Origin of the sequence: Actinomadura verrucosospora, assembly GCF_039540335.1 — a bacterium.
Lineage (GTDB): Bacteria > Actinomycetota > Actinomycetes > Streptosporangiales > Streptosporangiaceae > Spirillospora > Spirillospora verrucosospora.
The window spans coordinates 131,404-149,783 of sequence record NZ_BAABEV010000005.1 but is presented as its reverse complement, the minus strand read 5'-3'; the positions used below and the strand labels follow the sequence as shown (position 1 = coordinate 149,783).

The following is an 18,380-nucleotide window of genomic DNA, read 5'->3' as shown; positions in this document are numbered from 1 at the left end:
GGGTGCACGGCCACTGTCACCAGCGCGCGCCTCGTCGTCGCCTGCGGCATCTTGATGCGCAGGGTGACCTACGGGTAGTCGATCGTGTTCACACCAGCTCGTTGACCTCTGGGAGGACGGCGTCGGCCACTCTGACCGGACGCTCGATCAGGCCGTTGGCGTGGAACAGGTCGGCGGCGTGCTGCTGCTCGGTGACGAAACCGTCGTCCACCGGCAGCAGGCCCCATGGGCGGGTGCGCAGCGCGTGCTCCCACGCGTCGAGGCTCCCTCCGTCGTCGGAGGCGAAGAGTTCGGCCGCCTCGCGCGGGTTCTGCCGCACCCACGCGTCCGACTCCTGCAGCGCGGAGACGATGGCGGCGAGCTCGTCGCGGCGCTTGGTGGCGAACGCCCGGCTGGTGAACCAGAGCGAACGGTGGCTGAACAGACCGTCGGTCTCGATGACCGTGCGTACCGGGACGCGCCGCTCCACGCCGGTCAGGTACGGGTAGGAGCCGACCCAGGCGTCCACGTCGCCCTTCAGGAACAGCTCAGCGGCGTTGCCGTAGGCGTCGACCGGTTCGATGTCGCTCCAGTTGAGCCCGGCCTTCTCCAGCGCGAGAAGGACGAGGGTCGTCTGCCAGGAGCCGTGGCCGAGGGCGATTCTGCGCCCCTTGAGGTCGGCGGGCGAGGTGACGGGGGAGTCCTCCCGGACGACGAGCCGCCCGTTCTCGATCCGCGGACCGGACACCGCGACGTACACCACGTCGTGCCCCTTGGCCTGCGCGGTGACCGGCGGCGTGGAGCCGGTGCCGATGAAGTCGTAGCCGCCGTCGAACAGGTGGTCGCCGTGCGCGGACGGCAGGCCGCGGGTGGGGTCGGGCCGTTCGCCGGCGGGCAGCGAGCGCAGGTCGACCCACTCCACGTCAGGGACGGCGCGCTCGAGGATGCCCCGGTGCCGCAGTACCCAGAGCGAGTTGTTCTGCGGGAAGTAGCCCACACGCAGGCTCATGACTTGTTTCCTTTCAGCAGTGGGAGGACGTGGCGGCCGATGCGCCGGGCCTCTTCCAGGTGCGGCACGCCCGCGAGGATGAAGGCGTCCACACCGAGGCCGATGAGCTCGTCGAGCCGTTCGGCGACCTGGTGGTAGTCGCCGACCAGGCCGAAGAGGGGGCCTGGCCGGAGCCGGTTGAAGCCGCCCCAGACACCCGGTTGGACCTCCAGGTCCCGGTAGTCGACGGCGCCGGCGGTGAAGGAACGCCCGCGCTGCCAGCCGACGGACTCGCTCGTGTCCGGAGTGCGCTCGGCGTCACCGGCCCGTGCCCAGCCCTCGCGGATCTCCTCCCAGGCCTCTTCCTCGGTCTCCCGGGCGAGGACGTCCACGCGCACCGCGAACTTCGGCGGCGTGTCGCTGTGCTCGCGGACGAGCGCGAACTTCTCCGCCAGGGCGTCGAACGGCTCCAGCCATGAGAGGTAGTAGTCGGCGTGGCGTCCGGCCGCGGCGATCGCCGCGGGGGAGGAGCCGGAGAAGTAGACCTCCGGGAACGGCTGCTCGCGCAGATCGGGCGGCAGCGCCGCGCCCGCGACGCGGTAGAACCGGCCCTCATGGTCGTAGGGGCCGTTCCACACGCCTTTGAGGACGTCCAGGAACTCGGACGTGCGGGCGTACCGGTCGTCGTGGTGGACCTTGTCGCCCCACCAGAGCTGCTGCGGCCCGCCCCCGCCGGAGATGATGTTGTACACGACCCGCCCGCCCGTCGCGGCCTGAAGGGACGCCGACATCCGCGCGGCCTGCACCGGATGCAGGAAGCCCGGCTGGAACGCGATCATGAAGCGGTAGGCGGAGGTCTCACCGGACAGCGCAGCGGCGGCCGCCCACGGGTCGTCGGTCACCGGGAACGAGGGCATCAGGCCGCCGACGAAACCGGCTCCCTCGGTGGCGCGCGCCACCTCCGCCATGTAGTCGAGCGGGCCGTGGCCGTCCGGCTCGCCGCCGCGCAGCCCGGGACCGAGCGCCCCCGGCAGGTACGGCCCGAAACCGCCCCGAGTGATGTCGCCCAGGCGAAGCGCCGGAGCGTCCCCCTCCATGGCGATCCGCCAGTAGACGTCAACGGACATGCCCGGCCCCCTCCTTCTCCACGAGCGGCAGGACGCGCTGCGCCAGCCTGTAGGTGTCGGCCACCGGATCGGCCGGGTCGAGGAAGAACTCCGAGACGCCCTCCTCTCGCCGGCGCGCGATGGCGCGGGCCAGTTTCAGGTCGTCGTCCTCCGAGGCGAGATGGAACGACAGGCGGAGGGCGGCGTCCACGCCGTCCGGTACCAGCGAGACGTCGCCGTCCGGGTCCAGCAGGTGTGCGTCGGCGTGACGGGCGGACAGGTCGAGCGCCTCCGGTGACGTGCCGGAGAGATAGACCCGCGGGAACGGGCTCGGCACGCGCGAAGGGAGCAAGCCGCCGTCCTTCACCTGGAAGTACTCGCCTTCACGGCTGTAGCCGCGCTGGTTCCAGACGCCCTTGGCGATCGTCAGGAACTCGTCCGCGCGCGCGTACCGGGCGGGGCCCTCCAGGTAGTCGCCGTGGGCGCGGGCGACCGCCGGAGGCAGGTCGACGACGAGCCGCCAGGCGAGCCGGCCGGCCGCGTAGCGCTGCAGCGACGCCGAAAGCTTCGCCGCGTAGACCGGTGTCGCGGTCCCCGGGTGGAACTCCGCGGTGACCTGCAGATGGTGTGAGTCGCGCAGGAGCGCCGGCGCGAGGATCAGTGAGTCGTGGCCGTCCGGGTCGAACGGGACGAAGGCGCCGTCCAGCCCGCCCAGTTCGGCCGCGCGGGCGGTGAGCCGGTGCTCGGGCCCGCGCTCCGGCGGCCGGACGTCGGTGACGAAGCCCGGCAGCGCCGACCGTTCCGGCACGCGGGTGGGGACGACCACGTGGAAGCGGGTCATCGCATCGCTCCTTCCGTCGGCTGCCGGACGCCGTCCGGCTCCGGGGCGCCGCCCGGCTCCTCGGGGAGGCGCACGCCGAGATCGGTCAGCAGGCGGCGGCGCAGGGCGGTGAGAGCCGGGTCGGCGGGGTCGCGGGGGTGCCGCGCGCCGACGGTCTCGTCGGTGATCAGCGTGCCGTCCCGGAGCACGGCGACCCGGTCGGCGAGCCGCACGGCCTCGTCCACGTCGTGCGTGACGAGCAGGACGGCGGGCCGGTGGGTGCTGACGAGGTCGCCGACGAGGTCCTGCATGCGCAGCCGGGTCAGCGCGTCGAGCGCGGCGAACGGCTCGTCCAGGAGCAGCAGCTCCGGTTCGCGGACGAGGGCCCGCGCGAGGGCCACGCGCTGCGCCTCGCCGCCCGACAGCGTGTGCGGCCACGCGTTCGCGTGCTCGGTCAGACCTACCTCGGCGAGGGCTCGCTGCCCGCGCTCGCGCGACGCGGCGCCGCGCGGCAGTCCGACGAGCACGTTCCCGAGGGCCCGCTTGGACGGGACGAGCCGCGGCTCCTGGAAGACGATCGTCCGGGCCTCGGGCACGAGGACGGTTCCCGAGTCCGGGCGGTCGAGCGCCCCGAGAATCCGCAGCAGGGTCGTCTTGCCCGTGCCGCTCGCTCCGAGCAGGGCCACGAACTCGCCCCGCTCGATGTCGAGGTCCAGGCCGTCCAGGACGGCGCGGGTCCCGAACACGCGGCGCAGGCCGCGGATGTGCACGGCGACGCTCATCGGGCGGCCTCCCTCGGACGCCACGGCATCAGCACCCGTTCGGCGCCGCGGGCGACGAGGTCCGCGAGGAGCCCGAGGATCCCGTAGATGAGGACGCAGAGCGAGAGGATGTCGGTGCGGGAGAAGCTCTGTGCCTGCGTCATGAGGTAGCCGATCCCGGACGTCGAGTTGATCTCCTCGGCGGCGATGAGCGCGATGACGCTGAGGGTCATCGACAGCCGGAACCCCGCGAGCAGTGACGGGAGCGCCCCCGGCAGCACGACCTCGCGGACCAGCGGCCAGCCGCGGAGCCCGAAGGAGCGCATCGCCTCCAGCAGCCGCCGGTCGACGTTGCGGACGCCGCCCGCCGTCGAGACGTACATCGGGAACGTGGTGGCGACGGCGATGAGGACGATCCGGGCGGTCTCCCCGATGCCGAACCACACCATGAACAGCGGGACGAGCGACAGGAAAGGCAGGGCGCGCAGCAGCTGCAGCGGCGAGTCGAGCAGTTCCTCACCGAGCCGGGAGAAGCCGGTGACGACCCCGAGCATCAGCCCGGCGGCGAGGCCGCAGGACAGTCCCAGCACGGCGCGGGTCAGCGACACGCGCAGCGCGTCGGTGAGCTGGCCGTCCGACCACAGCTCCCCGGCGGCCCCGAGGACCGTCGCGGGGGAGGCGAGCACGTCGGGGCTGAGCACACCGGCGGCCGAGGCGGCCCACCAGCCGCCGAGCAGCGCCAGCGGACCGAGCGTCCGCAGCGCGAGCGTCACCTCGCGGCGCCGCGGCTTCGGCAGCCGCGGCCGCGGCACGACCAGGTCCGGGTACGCCGCCGGGCCGGCCGAGGGCGCCGGGCCGACAGGGACGGCGGTCATGATCCGTCCTCTGCCAGGTCCAGGACGTGCGGCTTCACGTCCACCACCGTCGGTGTGATCTTCTGGTCGGCGAAGAACCGCGCGACGGCGGCGAAGTTCGCGAGGTCCGCCGCGCCGATCGGCGCGGCGGCGGCGCCCTGGCGGACGTTGGCGATGGTGAGCTGCTCGGCGGTCCCGGTCACCGCCTGCGGCCCGGACCTCGTGAACACGTTGACGAAGGGGGCCGGGTCCTGGATCTGCCGCAGACCCTGGTCGTGCACGTACCGGTAGAACGCCTTGACGACCTGCGGGTGCTCCTCGGCGAACTTGGCGCGGACCGCCCAGACCGAGTAGTTCTGCGAGTCGATTTCTCCGCCCTTCACCAGGAAGCGGGCTCCCGTGGACGCGATCTCCGGGATCGTGTACGCGGCCCACGCGGCCCACGCGTCGACCTTCCCGGAGTTGAAGACCGGGGCGGTCTGCGCCGGGTTGAGGTAGACGCGGGTGACCCGGTCCGGCTTCACCCCCGCCGACTCCAGCGCCTTGAGCAGCAGGTACTCCGCCGTGCCGCCCTTGTTGACCGCGACCTTCCTGCCGACCAGGCCCTGCACCGAGGTGATCGTCGAGTCCTTGCGGACGAGGATGCCCTCGCCCGCCTTGTCCGGCGCGACCTGGGCGAAGAGCGCGAATCCCGGCTTCTGGGCCAGTGCGGCGATCGCCGAGGTGATCGAGCCCTGCGCGAAGTCGAGCTGGCCGGCGTTCATCTGCTGCGCGGCCGGGGCGAACGGTCCCGTGCTCCCCGTCCAGGCGACCTTCGCGTGGACGGCCGACAGAGCCTTGGCGAGGCTGCCGTCCTTCTTGCCGAGCGCCAGCACCCCGGAGTTGCCGGGATCGGGGATCCGGAGGACGACCGTCCCGTCGGCGGCCGCCTTCGAGCCCGAGCCGCCGCAGCCCGCGACGGCCAGCAGGACCGCGAGGGCGCCCGCGGAGAGCAGGGGCCTGCGGGAGAGGAAGCGCGTCATGAATACTCCTGGGAGAAGGCGGGGCGCGGCACGAGGCCGCGAGCCTCGGCCAGTGGTGTGGGATCGGCCCAGGCGGACACGTCCACCCGGGCGTCGTGGAAGCCGTGCCGGCGCAGGAAGTCCTCCTGGTCGGTCAGCAGGTCGAGGCGGTCGGCGCCGAGTTCCGCGTGCAGCCTCCGGTGGTAACCCGCGCCGTAGGCTCCGGCCACTCCGGCCGGGCCGGACCCGGTCTCGGCCTGCAGGACCCGGGCCAGCTCCTCCGGGTGGTCGTGGGCCCAGTCCGCCGCGCCCAGCAGGACCGCGAGGAACCGCACGACCAGGTCCGGATGGTCGTCCAGCAGCCGCTGATCGACGGTGATCGGACGGGGCGTGCCGTTGTTGACCCGCGCCCGCCGGTCCGGGAGCGAGTCGAGGTCGATGCCGACCTCGGCGCCGTAGCGGGCCGCGGTCTCCACGGCCACCGAGCCCTTCGTGTAGACGGCGTCGACCCGCTCGTCCCGCAGGGCGGCCAGTTCCGCCTCCCACTGCCCCGGCAGGGCGTCGCCGTCGAGTTCGACCTGCTCGGCGTCGGCCAGCGTCAGCCCGGCCTGGCGCAGCGCCCCGTCGAAGCCGCGCAGCGCCATGGCCCGCCAGAAGTCGATCTCGATGGCGCGCCGCGGGACGGCCAGCCGCCGGCCCTTGAGGTCCCCGGGCTCGGTGATGCCCGAGCCCGGCCGGACGGCGATGACCTGCCGCTCCTCGAACCAGGTGAGCCCGATCAGCCGCGTGGGCGCGCCGTTCGACCTGGCCCACAGGGCGGGAACGTTCCCACCCTCCCGGACGAGTGTGGCGAGCCGGTGCCGGTAGTGCTCCCCGCGGACGTCCTCGGTGCCCGCGTCCTGCAGGGAGCGGACCGCGATTCCGTCGGCGGCGAACTCGTCCGCCAGCCATCCCCGGTCGGCGGCGATGCCGGTCGCGGTGGGGACGGGACAGCGGGTGAACCACAGGTTCGCCGGATGCGTGGTGACCATGGCCGGGAGTATTCTCGGTAAAACCTACCAACTCAACATGGATTTCACATGATGGGAAACTTCCTGGTCGATCAGCGTCCTGGCCAGGGTGTTCGCCAATCGACGGCTCCGGTCAGGATTACTGCATCGTGGGCCCCGATCGGAGGTCTTTGATGCCGACGACGAACCGCGCGCCGGGCAGCCAGACGGTGCTGCGCGCGCTCGAGGTCCTGCTGTGCTTCCGGGACGGCGGTACCGCGCTCACCGCGTCCGACATCGCCCGGCGCCTCGGGCTGAGCACCTCGACCGCCCACCGGCTCGCCCGGACGCTCACCTCGTCCGGCTTCCTCGCGCAGGACGCGGTGACCGCCCGCTACCGCATCGGCCACTCGGTCACCGAACTCGGCCTGCTCTCCTACCACCAGCACGGGCTCCACCGCGCCGCGCCCGAACTCGACCACCTGACCCGGCTCACGGGCGCGACCGCCGACCTCGCGATCCGCAGCGGCGACCAAGCCCTGCTGCTGGCCGGCGGGACCGTGCGGCGCACCGACACGGGCATCGGCCTGCGCCGGCCCCTGTACTCCACGGCCCTGGGCAAGGTGCTGCTGGCCTGGGCGCCTCCCGGTGAGGACGACCTGGCCGAGCTGGGTCCGCTCCGGCCTCTGACCGACCGGACGATCGCCGACGTGGGCCTGCTGCGCGCGGAGATCGAGAAGGTCCGGGCCGCCGGCCACGCCATGAACGACGGAGAGTCGGCGGAGGGTGTGCGCACGCTGGCCGTGCCGCTGCTCGACCGCGCCGGGTACGTCCGCTACGCGCTCGCGCTGCGCTCCACGCCCGAGGTCATCACCGACACGCGCATCCCCTGGTTCCTGGCGCACGCCCAATCCTGCGCGCAGGCACTGGAGGTCCTTCTCCTGGAGCCCGCAGAACGCCGCCGCCACTGAAGGTCTCCGCGGGCGGGCGGCCACCGGTGACAGGTCCCTCTCGGCCTGTCACCAGCGCCGCATTGACCGGCGGTGGGACGGGACTCCATAATCTCAACTATGTCAGTAGGAAATATCGACAACAGTCTCGCCGGGCCGGTGAAGTTCGCCTACTGGGTGCCGAACGTGAGCGGCGGCCTGGTCGTGAGCAAGATCGAGCAGCGCACGGACTGGGGATACGACTACAACCGGAAGCTCGCCGTCCTGGCGGAGGAGAACGGTTTCGAGTATGCGCTCAGCCAGGTGCGCTACATCGCGTCCTACGGCGCCGCCTACCAGCACGAGTCGACCGCGTTCAGCCTCGCGCTGCTGCTCGCCACCGAGCGGCTGAAGGTGATCGCGGCGATCCACCCGGGGCTGTGGCAGCCCGGCGTGCTCGCCAAGTTCGTCGCGACGGCCGACCAGCTCTCGGGCGGACGGGCCGCGGTGAACGTCGTCAGCGGCTGGTTCAAGGACGAGTTCACCAAGCTCGGCGAACCGTGGCTGGAGCACGACGAACGCTACCGGCGCAGTGAGGAGTTCATCCGGGTGCTGCGGGAGATCTGGACGTCCGAGCACGCCGAGTTCCGCGGCGACTTCTACCGCCTGCACGACTTCGACCTGCGACCGAAGCCGGTCGAGAGCCCCGGCCGCCCGCACCCGGAGATCTTCCAGGGCGGCAACTCCACCAGCGCCCGGCGGATGGCCGGTCGGGTCTCCGACTGGTACTTCAGCAACGGCAGGGACTTCGACGGCGTGACCGAGCAGATCACCGAGGTGCGCGCGGAGGCCGCGCTGCACGGACGGCGGGTGCGGTTCGGCCTGAACGGGTTCCTGATCGCTCGGGACACCGAGGCCGAGGCGCGCGAGGTGCTGCGCGAGATCGTCGCCAAGGCCGACCGGGACGCCGTCGAGGGCTTCGGGACCGCGGTCAGGCAGGCCGGGCGGTCGACGTCCGACGGCAAGGGCATGTGGCAGGACTCAGAGTTCGCCGATCTGGTGCAGTACAACGACGGCTTCCGCACCGGGCTGATCGGCACGCCCGAGCAGATCGCCGAGCGCATCGTCGCCTACAAGCGCCTCGGTGTGGACCTCTTCCTGCTCGGCTTCCTGCACTACCTGGAGGACGTCGAGTACTTCGGCAAGCGCGTCCTGCCGCTGGTGCGGGAACTCGAGGCCGCGGACGCCGACCGCGGCGAGCCGGCGCGCACCGGGTCCTGACGCGGTCATGCGCCTCGTCCGCCGCCGCCACATCGACCTGCAGAGGACCTGCAGCGCGTTGTGTCGCGACGCCGCGTCCACGACCCGTCCGCAGCCCCCTTGAGGAGACACAGCAGCATGTCCGTCGACACCGAACAGCAGACCGCCACCGAACAGCAGACCGCCAACGAGCAGAAGAGCCGGGACGAGCGTTTCGTCGCGGCCCTGGAGCGCGCAGACCTCGTCTCCGCCGAGCTGCGCGCCACCGCCGCCGAACGCGACCGCGCCAACGGAACTCCCCGCGCCGAGGTCGAACTGCTGCGCGCACACGACCTCCTGCAGGTCCAGGAACCAGTCGAGTACGGCGGCGACGGGCTGGCGTACGCGCAGGCGTCCCTGATCACCCGCCGGATCGCGCGCGGCGACACCTCCATCGCCCACCTCATCGGCTACCACTACGCCCAGACCCGCATCGCGCCGTTGTTCGGCACGCCGGAGCAGGCCGACGCGCTCTCCCGCCGCAACGGCGAGGAGAAGCTCTTCTGGGGCGGTGTGCAGAACCCGCGCGGCGGCTCCGGCATCGTCCTCACCCGCGACGGGGACGGCTTCAGGCTCGACGGGCGCCGCTCGTTCGCGTCCGGTGCGAGCCTCGGCGACCAGCTGTCGGTGACCGCCTCCTACGAGGGCGAACTGGTCTTCGTCTCGCTGCCGGGAGGGCGCGCGGGCTTTCGCGCCCTGGGCGACTGGGACAACATCGGCCAGCGCCTCACCGACTCCGGCGGCGTCGAGTTCGACGGAACCCGCGTCGAGCGCTCGGAGATCCTCGGGCCCGATCCGCTCACCGGCCGGGAGCTCAGCCCGTACCAGACGCTCGTCACACCGCACTGGCAGCTCGCGTTCGTCAACTTCTACATCGGGACGGCCGAGGGCGCGCTCCGCGAGGCCCTCGACTGGACGCGCCTGCACGCGGCCCCGTGGGAGACCTCGGGTGTGGACGGCGCCACCGACGACCCCTACGTTCTGCAGACCGTGGGCGAGCTGCGGAGCGAGATCCGCGCCGCCGCCCTGCTCGCCGACCGGGCGGGCGAGGCGCTCCAGACGGCCCTGGACACCGGCCCGTCGCTCACCGAGGAGGAGCGCGCCGAGGCCGCCGTCGCCGTCTACGAGGCCAAGTACCTGACGACGAAGGTCGCGCTCGGGGCGGCGTCCCGGCTGTTCGAGATCCAGGGCGCGCGGGCGACCACCAGCGACTACGGCTTCGACCGGCACTGGCGCAACCTGCGCACCCACACGCTCCACGACCCCGTCGCCTACAAGGCGCGCGAGGTCGGGGACTGGACGCTGAACCGCCGCGCCCCGCAGTTCTCGCTCTATCGCTGATCCCGGCGACGCCGGCAGGAATTGCGGGGCGCCGCCCTGGAAACGCACTGATCCGTCCCCCCGGTCCCGCGGCGGTCCCCCTTCCGCCGCGGGACCGGGTCCGCGAAGGGAGACCCATGACGACGACCGCGCTCGTGCACCCCGGACCGGGCCGATGACGACCCCGCACGTGATCCGCTCCGGCGGCGAGGCCGTGGAGACCGCACGCAAGCTCGCCGCCTCGTTCGCCGAGCGGGCGGGCGACCGCGACCGCGACCGGAGACCGCCCGCCGCCGAGGTCGCGGAGCTGTCGGAGTCCGGACTCCTCGGCGTCACCGTCCCGGCGCGGTTCGGCGGGGCGGAGGTGGACGTGGCGACCCTCGCGGAGGTGTTCCGAACGCTGGCCGCGGCCGACGCGAGCCTCGCCCAGATCCCGCACAGCCATTTCGTGTTCCTGGAGGCCCTGCGCCGCCAGGGCACCGAGGAGCAGCAGGCCCGGTACTTCGCCGAGGCCCTGGCCGGCGCCCGCTTCGCCAACGCCCAGTCCGAGCGGGGCGGGCGTACGGCGGCCGAGGACACGACGACGCTGCGCCGCCGCGAGGAAGGCGGGTACACCCTCGACGGCGAGAAGTACTACAGCACGGGAGCGCTGTTCGCGGATTGGCTGGTCGTGCGGGCGGTTCTCGCCGACGGACCGCCGCTACCGGACGGCCTCCCGCGCAAGGCCCTGGCGTACATCCGCCGTGGCGCCGAAGGCGTCACGGTCGAGGACGACTGGGACGGCATGGGCCAGCGCACCACCGCGAGCGGAACGGTCCGGCTCGTCGGCGTGCGCGTGGACGGCGACGAGGTCGTCCCTTACAGCACGCTGTTCGACGGGCCGACGACCTACGGCGCCCGCGCCCAGGTGCTGCACGCGGCGCTCGACGCCGGCATCGCCCGCGGCGCGCTGGACGCCGCGGTGACCGCCGTGGCGAAGGCACGACCGTGGTTCGAGAGCGGCGCTGAGACCGCGGCCGCGGACCCGCTGACCGTCCAGCAGGCCGGCGAGCTGGAGATCACCGTCCGGTCCGCCGAGGCGCTGCTGCGCGAGGCCGCGGAAGCGATCGACGCGGCCGAGCGCGAGCCCACCGGCGACGCCACCGCACGGGCGTCGGTGGCGACGGCCGTGGCGAAGGTCGCCGCGTCCCGAGCCTCGCTGGAGGCGTCGTCGGCGCTGTTCGAACTGGGTGGGACGAGGTCGGCGGCCGATTCGCTGAACCTGTCGCGCTACTGGCGGGACGCGCGCACGCACACGCTTCACGACCCGGCCCGCTGGAAGGTGCAGCACGTCGGCCGCTGGCTGCTGTCGGGCACTCCGCCGCCGCGCCACGGCCAGATCTGACCCGGTTTCCCGGGCGGCGCCCGAGACGGGGCGGAAGGAAGGAAAGACACTGTGACCCTCACACTTCACTGGTTCCTGCCCACCTACGGCGACTCGCGCTTCATCGTGGGCGGCGGGCACGGGCAACTCGCCGGCGCGGCGGCCGGCGACCGCCGCGCTTCGGTCGGCTACCTGTCGTCGATCGTGCGCGCCGCCGAGGAGTTCGGCTTCGCCGGCGCTCTCACCCCCACCGGGGCCTGGTGCGAGGACGCGTGGCTGACGACGGCGATGCTGGCGCGCGAGTCGGAGCGGCTGGCGTTCCTCGTGGCGTTCCGTCCCGGGCTGGTCAGCCCCACGCTGGCCGCGCAGATGGCCGCGACTTTCTCCGCGCACGCTCCCGGACGGCTGCTGCTCAACGTCGTCACCGGCGGTGAGGATCACGAGCAGCGCGCCTACGGCGACCACCTGTCCAAGGACGAGAGATACGCCCGCTGTGACGAGTTCCTGTCGGTCGTGCGGCGGCTGTGGGCCGGCGAGACCGTCACCCACCGCGGCGCCCACCTCGACATCGACGCGGCCCGGCTGCCGACGCGGCCCGATCCGGTACCGCCGCTGTACTTCGGAGGCTCGTCCGCCGCGGCGGGACCGGTCGCGGCCGAGCACGCCGACGTCTACCTGACCTGGGGCGAGCCGGTGGACGCGGTGGCCCGCAAGATCGAATGGATTCGCGGGCTCGCAGCCGCCCGGGGCCGCAAGCCGCGCTTCGGCATCCGGCTGCACGTCATCACCCGCGACACCGCCGAGGAGGCATGGCTGCAGGCGGGACGGCTCGTCGACGCGCTCGGCGAGGAGACGGTCGCCGCCGCGCAGTCCGCTCTGGCCCGCAGCGAGTCGACCGGCCAGCGGCGCATGCGCGACCTGCATGAGCGCAGCCGCGCCGACGGCACCTGGCGCGACCCCCGCGCGCTGGAGGTGGCGCCCAACCTGTGGGCCGGGGTCGGGCTCGTCCGCGGCGGCGCAGGGACGGCGCTCGTCGGCTCGCACGCCGAGGTCGCCGACCGGATCGCCGAGTACGCCGGCATCGGCATCGACGAGTTCGTCCTGTCCGGGTACCCCCACCTGGAGGAGCTGTACTGGTTCGGAGAGGGAGTGCTTCCCCACCTCGACCGGCACGGGCTCTTCCATGTCGGGGGCGGTACCGGCACCGGGCACAATGCCTTCCTCCCGAAGGGAACCGCACGATGACGTCCGTGGAACTCGATCTGCGCCGCGTCTACGGCGCCTACCCGACGGGCGTCGCGGTGGTGGCGGGGCTCGTGGACGACCGGCCCGTCGGGATCGCTGCGAGCTCGTTCGTCCCCGTGTCGCTGGACCCGCCGCTGGTGTCGGTCTGCGTCGCGCACACCTCGACCACCTGGCCGCTGCTGCGCCCCCTTCCGCGCATCGGAATCAGCGTTCTCGGCGCGCACCAGGAGCACGCGGGGCGGCGGATCGGCTCGCGCGCCCCGGACCGCTTCGCCGGGGTCGACTGGCGCGCCACCAGTGACGGCTGCGTCCTGCTCGACGACGCCGCCGCCTGGTTCGACTGCTCGATCGAGCAGCAGGTCCGGTCCGGCGACCACGACATCGTCGTCTTCCGCGTGCACGACCTCGACGCCGTCCCCGGCACCCCGCCGCTTGTCTTCCACGCCGGCGTCTTCCGGCGCCTGACCTGACGCGGGGCCTTCCCGCCGACCGACCGAGACCACTTCCAAGGAGGACAGGTGACCAACAACATCATCACGCTCGTGGGCAATCCACGAGCGCGGTCCCGCACGCACCGGGCGGCCCTGCAGGCCGCGCAGTCCATCGCCGACCGCATCGAGAACGCGGCGCTGGGGGAGACGATCGACCTGGCGGCCCTGGCGCCGGAACTGCCGACCGCCTCCTCCGCCGCCGTCGAGTCGGCTCTGAACACCGTCACTGCCGCGGACGTCCTGGTAGCCGCCAGCCCCACGTACAAAGGCACCTACACCGGGCTGCTGAAGACCTTCCTCGACCGCCTGCCCGGCCACGCGCTCACCACGACGATCGCAGTGCCCCTGCTGGTCATGGGCGACGCCAAGCACGCGCTGGCCGTGGAGACCCATTTCCGGCCGCTGCTCGTGGAACTGGGCGCGCACGTCCCCACTCCCGGCATCGTCCTGCTCGAATCCCAACTTCCCGACGCCGAGCAGCTCCTCGACGCCTGGGCCGACCGTGCCGCACCCCAGATCGCAGCTCTCCTCACCGCCTCGGCACCGACCCCCGCCTTTGAGGGCTGACTCGTCCGAATCGCCGGGCCCGGCGAAGGATCATCTTCACCTTTTCCGCTTTCCGCGCTTCCCCTTGCTCTTCTTGGTGTTGTGGTGCGCCCGGCCGCCGTCCGCCGTTGCCGGCGGGCCTGGGCCACCCAGTCCAGCCCCTGCTCGGCCTCCTGTGCCAGCGGCGTGTCGAGTCGGCTAAGGATCTCCTGCGCCGCCTCGGTCGCCGCTGGTGGTCTGCTTTCCGCTGACCTGGCTCACCCGGCCCTGGCCCGACGCCGTGGCCCGCTGCCACACCTGATGTCCACCCGGTGCGAACAACCCGTACGCCGGGCCAACCCGATCGATGCGGCGAGCGCACCGACCACACTGGTCTCCCAATCCGCCCGGCCGTTCGTCTGGGGCCGGTCAGTCCTGCTCGGCGGCCTGGGCGATGCGGACGCCCGCTTCGACGGCCTCCTCCCAGGTCGGGTACTCATCGTCGAAGTCGGTCGGGCCGTCCAGGCTGCCGTCGACGTACATGCCGCCTTGCCACTCGGTGTTTGCGATCTGCTCCTCGAACTCCGCGGGGCGCTGTACCCATTCCAGCGGCCAGACCGGCATCATGACGCGCACCAGCCACCGATTCGCGATTTTGAGGCGGAAGGACCACTCCTCCGCGCCGTCGGCGTCCGGCTCGTGTTCCACATCGGAGACGATGACGCCACGCCGCTCCAACTCGGCCACATAAGCGAGCACGTTGGCGGCCACGTCGGTGTTCACATCGGCCGACGCCATGAAGTCCTCAGCTCTCAGCATGATCCTTACGACGTCCACCCGGCGACACCAGTTCCGGGCGCGGGAGGTGAAACCTTCGATGGCCGGCCGGGTCGTCGATTGCCCGAAACCGAGGAGATGGACCGGCCGCCCGGTCATCAGGCGGCCAAGTGCTCTGATACGAGAGCTCCGGCTTTGATCCGTAGGTCGGGGGTTGATCCTCGAATATCGTTCGAGCGAGTAGGGCACAGGATCGGTTGGTGACCATGCGAACGGCTGAGCTCACCGTCCTGTCCCCGTCCTTTCGTCCTGCGAAGGAGTGGTGGTGACGTGCTGCCGCATGTCTACCGGATTACCAAGTACAACCCGGCAGACCGCGATGAGCGTGGTCACTATGTCGGCGGCGAGGACTCGATAAGCGATCGCGGGCCGGTTGAGGCCGCCTATCTGGAGGCCGTGGCCGCCTTCGCGCACGACACCGGAGTCGAGCGTCTTGACATCCGCGAGCCGGAGGTGGCCGGTCTGGCGCATTTCGGGCTTGAGGCTCCGGTCGAGGGATACGGATTGGCCGGGCTGTTCCCGGCCGACCTATCGGGCTATCACGACGGTGCGCAGGTGCCGGTGACCGTCGGGCTGGAACTGGTCCGGGCGATGCTGCGCGACAACGGCCCCTGGTGTCGGCTGGAGGTCCAAGACCGGTTCTTCGTCCACGTCGGGTACGACCAGTACGTGTACGTTGGGAGCAACGTGCCATGTGAGCGGGCGCAGGCCCTCACCGGTGAACTGGGGCTGTTTCCCGAACGGATCGACGCATCTCCCTACGAACCGGAAATAGAGCCCGGCGAACAGTGCCTCGCTGACGATGACTTCTGGGCTGCTGTGTCCCTGAAGATTCCCGGGGAAGGGGCGCTTCTCCTGCAGGAGTGCTACGTCGGCAACGCCTCCCGGTGGTATCGCCTCACTTTCGCGGACATTGACCGAGTACGTGCCGGGCTTACCCCGCGCGCCCGGGTGACCGTGTGGCCGGACCTGTCCACCGACCTAGAGGCGGTTGCGGCCGCGTTCCCCGAGGAGGATTCGATCGAACTTGTCTGGCAGGACCCGTCAGGACACATCACGAGCCGAATCGGTGGCGAGGAGCAGTTCGCCGAACTGGCCGCGCTACTGGCCCATGCACGCGCCGCGGCGGTGATTCCCCTGACCGCGGGTGACCATCACCCGCTGTTCGCCGCGGTGCTGCCCGACACCGACGGGGTCCTGCGTGCCCGCTGGCGAACCGAGCCGACATCGAGCGAGTAAGTCGGCAAACCGCGAGCCCCGCTCACGCCTGGCCCGCCGCGATCGGGGGCGTCGATAGGCAGCCCGCCGTTCGGCCGAGGCCACCGAGCAGGCGCAGCCGATGCAGGTTCAGCTGCGGGTGGGTGCCATGCGCGCACAAGGAAAATCCGCGTGGCGTGCCTACAGTTGAGCTCCCCTCAGAACGCGATCGAGCGCTGCTCGGCCTGCGGGCCCCCAGGTCGGCTTGCCGCCAGGAATGCCTCGGTCTCCGTTCTGGCCTATCAGCATGAGGATCAGGCCTTTCAGAGCAGCGAGCCCCTGAGCGCGTCGGATCGTCGCCTCGTCGGCATGCGCATAGACGTCGAAGAAGCGTGCGGCGGCGCCCGAGGGAAGGATGACCCATGCGGCCGCGAGGTCCCACGCCGGGTCGCCGGCGAACATGTCACCGAAGTCGATCACTCCTGCGAGCGTCCCGTCCGAGATGATGACGTTCGCGGGATGAAGGTCACCGTGCACCCAGACCGGCGGGCCCTCCCGCTCGGGCGCCGCAACGGCGTCATCCCAGACGGCCTGGACATCGTCGGCGATACCACCAAGGGCAACGGCGTCGAGGACGTGGTGGAAGTCGTCCGTGTACTTGCTGAGGTGAGCACCGCGGTCCGAACTGATCGGCGCCTCGGCGGGCGCCTCCACGTGCAGCGCCCTGAGGAAGCCCGCCAGAGTGTCGGTCGCGTGGTCGACGCGGTTGATCGAGGTGGAGTCCAGTGGCTCGCCGGGAACCCACGTCATGACGGTCCAGGGCTTCGGGAAACGCTCGGAGGGCTCACCGAGCCGTACCGGGTCAGGGACCGGGAGCGGCAGGCGCGGGGCCAGGACGGGCAACCAGCGGCGCTCCTTGCGCTGCAGGTCCGGGGCACGCTCCGTGCGCGGCATGCGCACGGCCAACTCGTCCCCCAAGCGCCACTGCTGGTTGTCCCACCCGCCCGCCACCTCGCGCATGGGCAGCTCCGCAAGGTCGGGATGTTGCTCCTGCAGCAGCTCATGGACCAGATCCGCGGTGACCTCGATCTCGGAGTCCGTCATACGACCCGACAGTACTGGGGCAAGCGCCGACTTCGGCTCCACTCGTGATCAACGGGGGTCGGCCGCCCGAGCCGGGAGCCGACCCCGGTCACCCGGCTGAAGGCAGAGAACACCGAACGTGCTCTGGCCCGCTGGCCGCACCGCACGAGGAGACACCGCCGCCGACCGTTACCGCTGCCGTCGGGACGACCTTGGCTTGAGCATCCGCCGCGCTCGCCCGCGCCTGTCTCGCCCACGTTTTCACGTCAGAGGCTTGTTCGAACGAACGGCAGGCCTCTTTGGTGTGGTCGCAGTGACCAGTAGGTCACCGGGGCTAACCGGCAGCGCGCGCGACCCCGTTTAGAGCGGGGCCTTCTTCGACTCTGGGCCAGGCCCTCAGCGATTCAGTGGGAGGGATCCGGGAGATCATCTTTCTTCCACCGCGAAGGAGGTCACGAGAGGAGCGCGCCGCCGGTCACTCTGCGCGGTCGAGGACGGGCCCGAGAGCTCGCAGCTTCCTTGTTCAGGTGCCTCGAGCTGGGTTGCGGTATCGCCTCCTGAGCGGCGGACCTGACCTGTCGGGCGTCCAGGGCGAGACGCCCGCAGTCTCCCGTCCTGCAGGGATGTTGTTCACCTCGGTGGCTGGGGTGGGGGGTGTGGCGTCTCTTGCATCTGGCTGCTCAGTTGTCGTAGCTGCGTACTGCGGCGGCGATCGGTTCGAGTCCTGCGGCCAGCTCGTCGAGCTCGTCCGCGCTGAGCACTTCGAACGGCGGTGCCGCCAGCTCGTCGGTGAGGGCTTCGATCCGCTCCTTGGTCTCCCGGCCGGCGTCGGTGAACCCGCCGTCGGCGTTCACGAGGCCGCGGCCGCGTAGCCCGTCGACGACAGCGGCCAGCTGAGCCTTGGGCAGGTGGTGGATCCGGCCGAACTCCTCGGCCTTCATGCCGAGGGAGAGGGCCATGAGGACGTGGGCTTGGGTGCCGCCGATGCCGTGGGCGACGAGGGCGGCGTTGTGGCCGTCCCCGCGGTGCTCGCGCAGCAGTGTCGCCGCGTGCCAGAGCCGGGCCACCGGCTCCTCGGGGACGTCGAGCGCCCGGAGGGCGGCGTACAGCACTCGGCCCTCGGTCGGTGCGCTGACCGCTGCCCGGGTGGCGAGGTCGGCGGCCCGCGCCAGGCCGGGGGAGTCGGCGAGTTGTCCGATCATCTGCCGCAGCGCGGTGGCGCTGCCCCGCTCGCGCACGGCGATCGCCTCCTGCGGGGTGATCTTCCCCCAGACCCACGGGAGGTGCCGCGCCACCTCGCCGTCGGCGAAGTTGTAGAAGACCGCGTGCACCACCTCGGCCGGTGCCAGCCCTAGCGGCGCGGCTCGCCCGGCGAAGTATCCGTCCCAGTAGTTGCGCATTCCGAGGGCCAGGAACGCCTCGTTCGGGACCTCGGAGAAGGTGACGGTGGCGATCGGCTCGACGAGCTCGAACATCTTGTGGATCTTGGACTGTGTGTGCGACATCGGTCGGCATCTCCTGTGATCGTCACGGCCGTCCTCGTGGGCGGCGTCTCACCATCGCTACGAACGGCGCGGCCCGGATCCGACAACT

Annotated in this window: 18 protein-coding genes; 8 read left to right on the top strand and 10 right to left on the bottom strand. The window is 71.6% G+C overall.

Annotation, left to right across the window (positions count from 1 at the left end; all coding sequences use genetic code 11):
• Positions 1–88: 88 nt before the first annotated feature.
• Genes ABD944_RS08060 through ABD944_RS08030 form a run of 7 tightly spaced genes read right to left on the bottom strand, consistent with a single transcriptional unit; the run spans position 89 to position 6,540 of the window.
• The gene (locus ABD944_RS08060; protein ID WP_345173941.1) at positions 89–988 is read right to left on the bottom strand and encodes an ABC transporter substrate-binding protein; all 900 of its coding nucleotides are present in this window, start codon (positions 986–988) and stop codon (positions 89–91) included.
• Positions 985–2,094 (bottom strand): LLM class flavin-dependent oxidoreductase, encoded by a 1,110-nt coding sequence (locus ABD944_RS08055; protein ID WP_345173939.1) that lies wholly within the window; start codon positions 2,092–2,094, stop codon positions 985–987. The genes ABD944_RS08060 and ABD944_RS08055 overlap by 4 nt, the downstream gene beginning before the upstream one ends.
• Positions 2,084–2,914, bottom strand: coding sequence for an LLM class flavin-dependent oxidoreductase (locus tag ABD944_RS08050; protein WP_345173938.1), 831 nt, complete (start codon positions 2,912–2,914; stop codon positions 2,084–2,086). Before ABD944_RS08050 ends, ABD944_RS08055 begins: the two co-directional genes overlap by 11 nt.
• Positions 2,911–3,675, bottom strand: coding sequence for an ABC transporter ATP-binding protein (locus tag ABD944_RS08045; RefSeq protein WP_345173936.1), 765 nt, complete (start codon positions 3,673–3,675; stop codon positions 2,911–2,913). The genes ABD944_RS08050 and ABD944_RS08045 overlap by 4 nt, the downstream gene beginning before the upstream one ends.
• Complete coding sequence (locus ABD944_RS08040; protein WP_345173934.1) at positions 3,672–4,529, bottom strand: ABC transporter permease; 858 nt, start codon at positions 4,527–4,529, stop codon at positions 3,672–3,674. Before ABD944_RS08040 ends, ABD944_RS08045 begins: the two co-directional genes overlap by 4 nt.
• Complete coding sequence (locus tag ABD944_RS08035; protein WP_345173932.1) at positions 4,526–5,530, bottom strand: NrtA/SsuA/CpmA family ABC transporter substrate-binding protein; 1,005 nt, start codon at positions 5,528–5,530, stop codon at positions 4,526–4,528. Before ABD944_RS08035 ends, ABD944_RS08040 begins: the two co-directional genes overlap by 4 nt.
• A complete protein-coding gene (locus ABD944_RS08030; protein WP_345173931.1) occupies positions 5,527–6,540 on the bottom strand; it encodes an ABC transporter substrate-binding protein in 1,014 nt (337 codons plus the stop codon). Before ABD944_RS08030 ends, ABD944_RS08035 begins: the two co-directional genes overlap by 4 nt.
• 152 nt (positions 6,541–6,692) lie before the next feature.
• Between ABD944_RS08030 and ABD944_RS08025 the strand changes: the two genes are divergently transcribed.
• The 7 genes from ABD944_RS08025 to ABD944_RS07995 all read left to right on the top strand — a co-directional run bounded on the left by ABD944_RS08025 (position 6,693) and on the right by ABD944_RS07995 (position 13,712).
• Positions 6,693–7,469 (top strand): IclR family transcriptional regulator, encoded by a 777-nt coding sequence (locus ABD944_RS08025; RefSeq protein ID WP_345173929.1) that lies wholly within the window; start codon positions 6,693–6,695, stop codon positions 7,467–7,469.
• 99 nt (positions 7,470–7,568) lie between these two features.
• Positions 7,569–8,708 carry a dimethylsulfone monooxygenase SfnG gene (sfnG, locus tag ABD944_RS08020; protein WP_345173926.1) on the top strand — a complete coding sequence of 380 codons (1,140 nt, stop codon included), beginning with the start codon at positions 7,569–7,571 and terminating at the stop codon, positions 8,706–8,708.
• 117 nt (positions 8,709–8,825) lie between these two features.
• On the top strand, positions 8,826–10,067 hold the full coding sequence (locus ABD944_RS08015; RefSeq protein ID WP_345173924.1) for an acyl-CoA dehydrogenase family protein: 1,242 nt from the start codon (positions 8,826–8,828) through the stop codon (positions 10,065–10,067).
• Between the two features lie 154 nt (positions 10,068–10,221).
• Entirely contained in the window at positions 10,222–11,430 is a 1,209-nt protein-coding gene (locus ABD944_RS08010; RefSeq protein ID WP_345173922.1) for an SfnB family sulfur acquisition oxidoreductase, read from the top strand.
• 51 nt (positions 11,431–11,481) lie between these two features.
• Entirely contained in the window at positions 11,482–12,654 is a 1,173-nt protein-coding gene (locus ABD944_RS08005) for an LLM class flavin-dependent oxidoreductase (protein WP_345173920.1), read from the top strand.
• Positions 12,651–13,124 carry a flavin reductase family protein gene (locus ABD944_RS08000; RefSeq protein WP_345173918.1) on the top strand — a complete coding sequence of 158 codons (474 nt, stop codon included), beginning with the start codon at positions 12,651–12,653 and terminating at the stop codon, positions 13,122–13,124. The genes ABD944_RS08005 and ABD944_RS08000 overlap by 4 nt, the downstream gene beginning before the upstream one ends.
• A 48-nt stretch (positions 13,125–13,172) precedes the next feature.
• Positions 13,173–13,712, top strand: coding sequence for an NADPH-dependent FMN reductase (locus ABD944_RS07995; protein WP_345173915.1), 540 nt, complete (start codon positions 13,173–13,175; stop codon positions 13,710–13,712).
• 387 nt (positions 13,713–14,099) lie between these two features.
• On the opposite strand, the gene ABD944_RS07990 is transcribed toward ABD944_RS07995, so the two are convergent.
• A complete protein-coding gene (locus ABD944_RS07990) occupies positions 14,100–14,489 on the bottom strand; it encodes a hypothetical protein (RefSeq protein ID WP_345173913.1) in 390 nt (129 codons plus the stop codon).
• Between the two features lie 288 nt (positions 14,490–14,777).
• On the opposite strand from ABD944_RS07990, the gene ABD944_RS07985 reads away from it, so the two are divergent.
• Complete coding sequence (locus tag ABD944_RS07985) at positions 14,778–15,746, top strand: RNA-binding protein (protein WP_345173910.1); 969 nt, start codon at positions 14,778–14,780, stop codon at positions 15,744–15,746.
• Positions 15,747–15,905: 159 nt separating this feature from the next.
• Here ABD944_RS07985 and ABD944_RS07980 read toward each other — a convergent pair whose 3' ends face one another.
• Complete coding sequence (locus ABD944_RS07980; protein WP_345173907.1) at positions 15,906–16,808, bottom strand: aminoglycoside phosphotransferase family protein; 903 nt, start codon at positions 16,806–16,808, stop codon at positions 15,906–15,908.
• Positions 16,809–17,467: 659 nt separating this feature from the next.
• A complete protein-coding gene (locus ABD944_RS07975; RefSeq protein WP_345173905.1) occupies positions 17,468–18,292 on the bottom strand; it encodes a MarR family winged helix-turn-helix transcriptional regulator in 825 nt (274 codons plus the stop codon).
• Between the last annotated feature and the right edge of the window lie 88 nt (positions 18,293–18,380).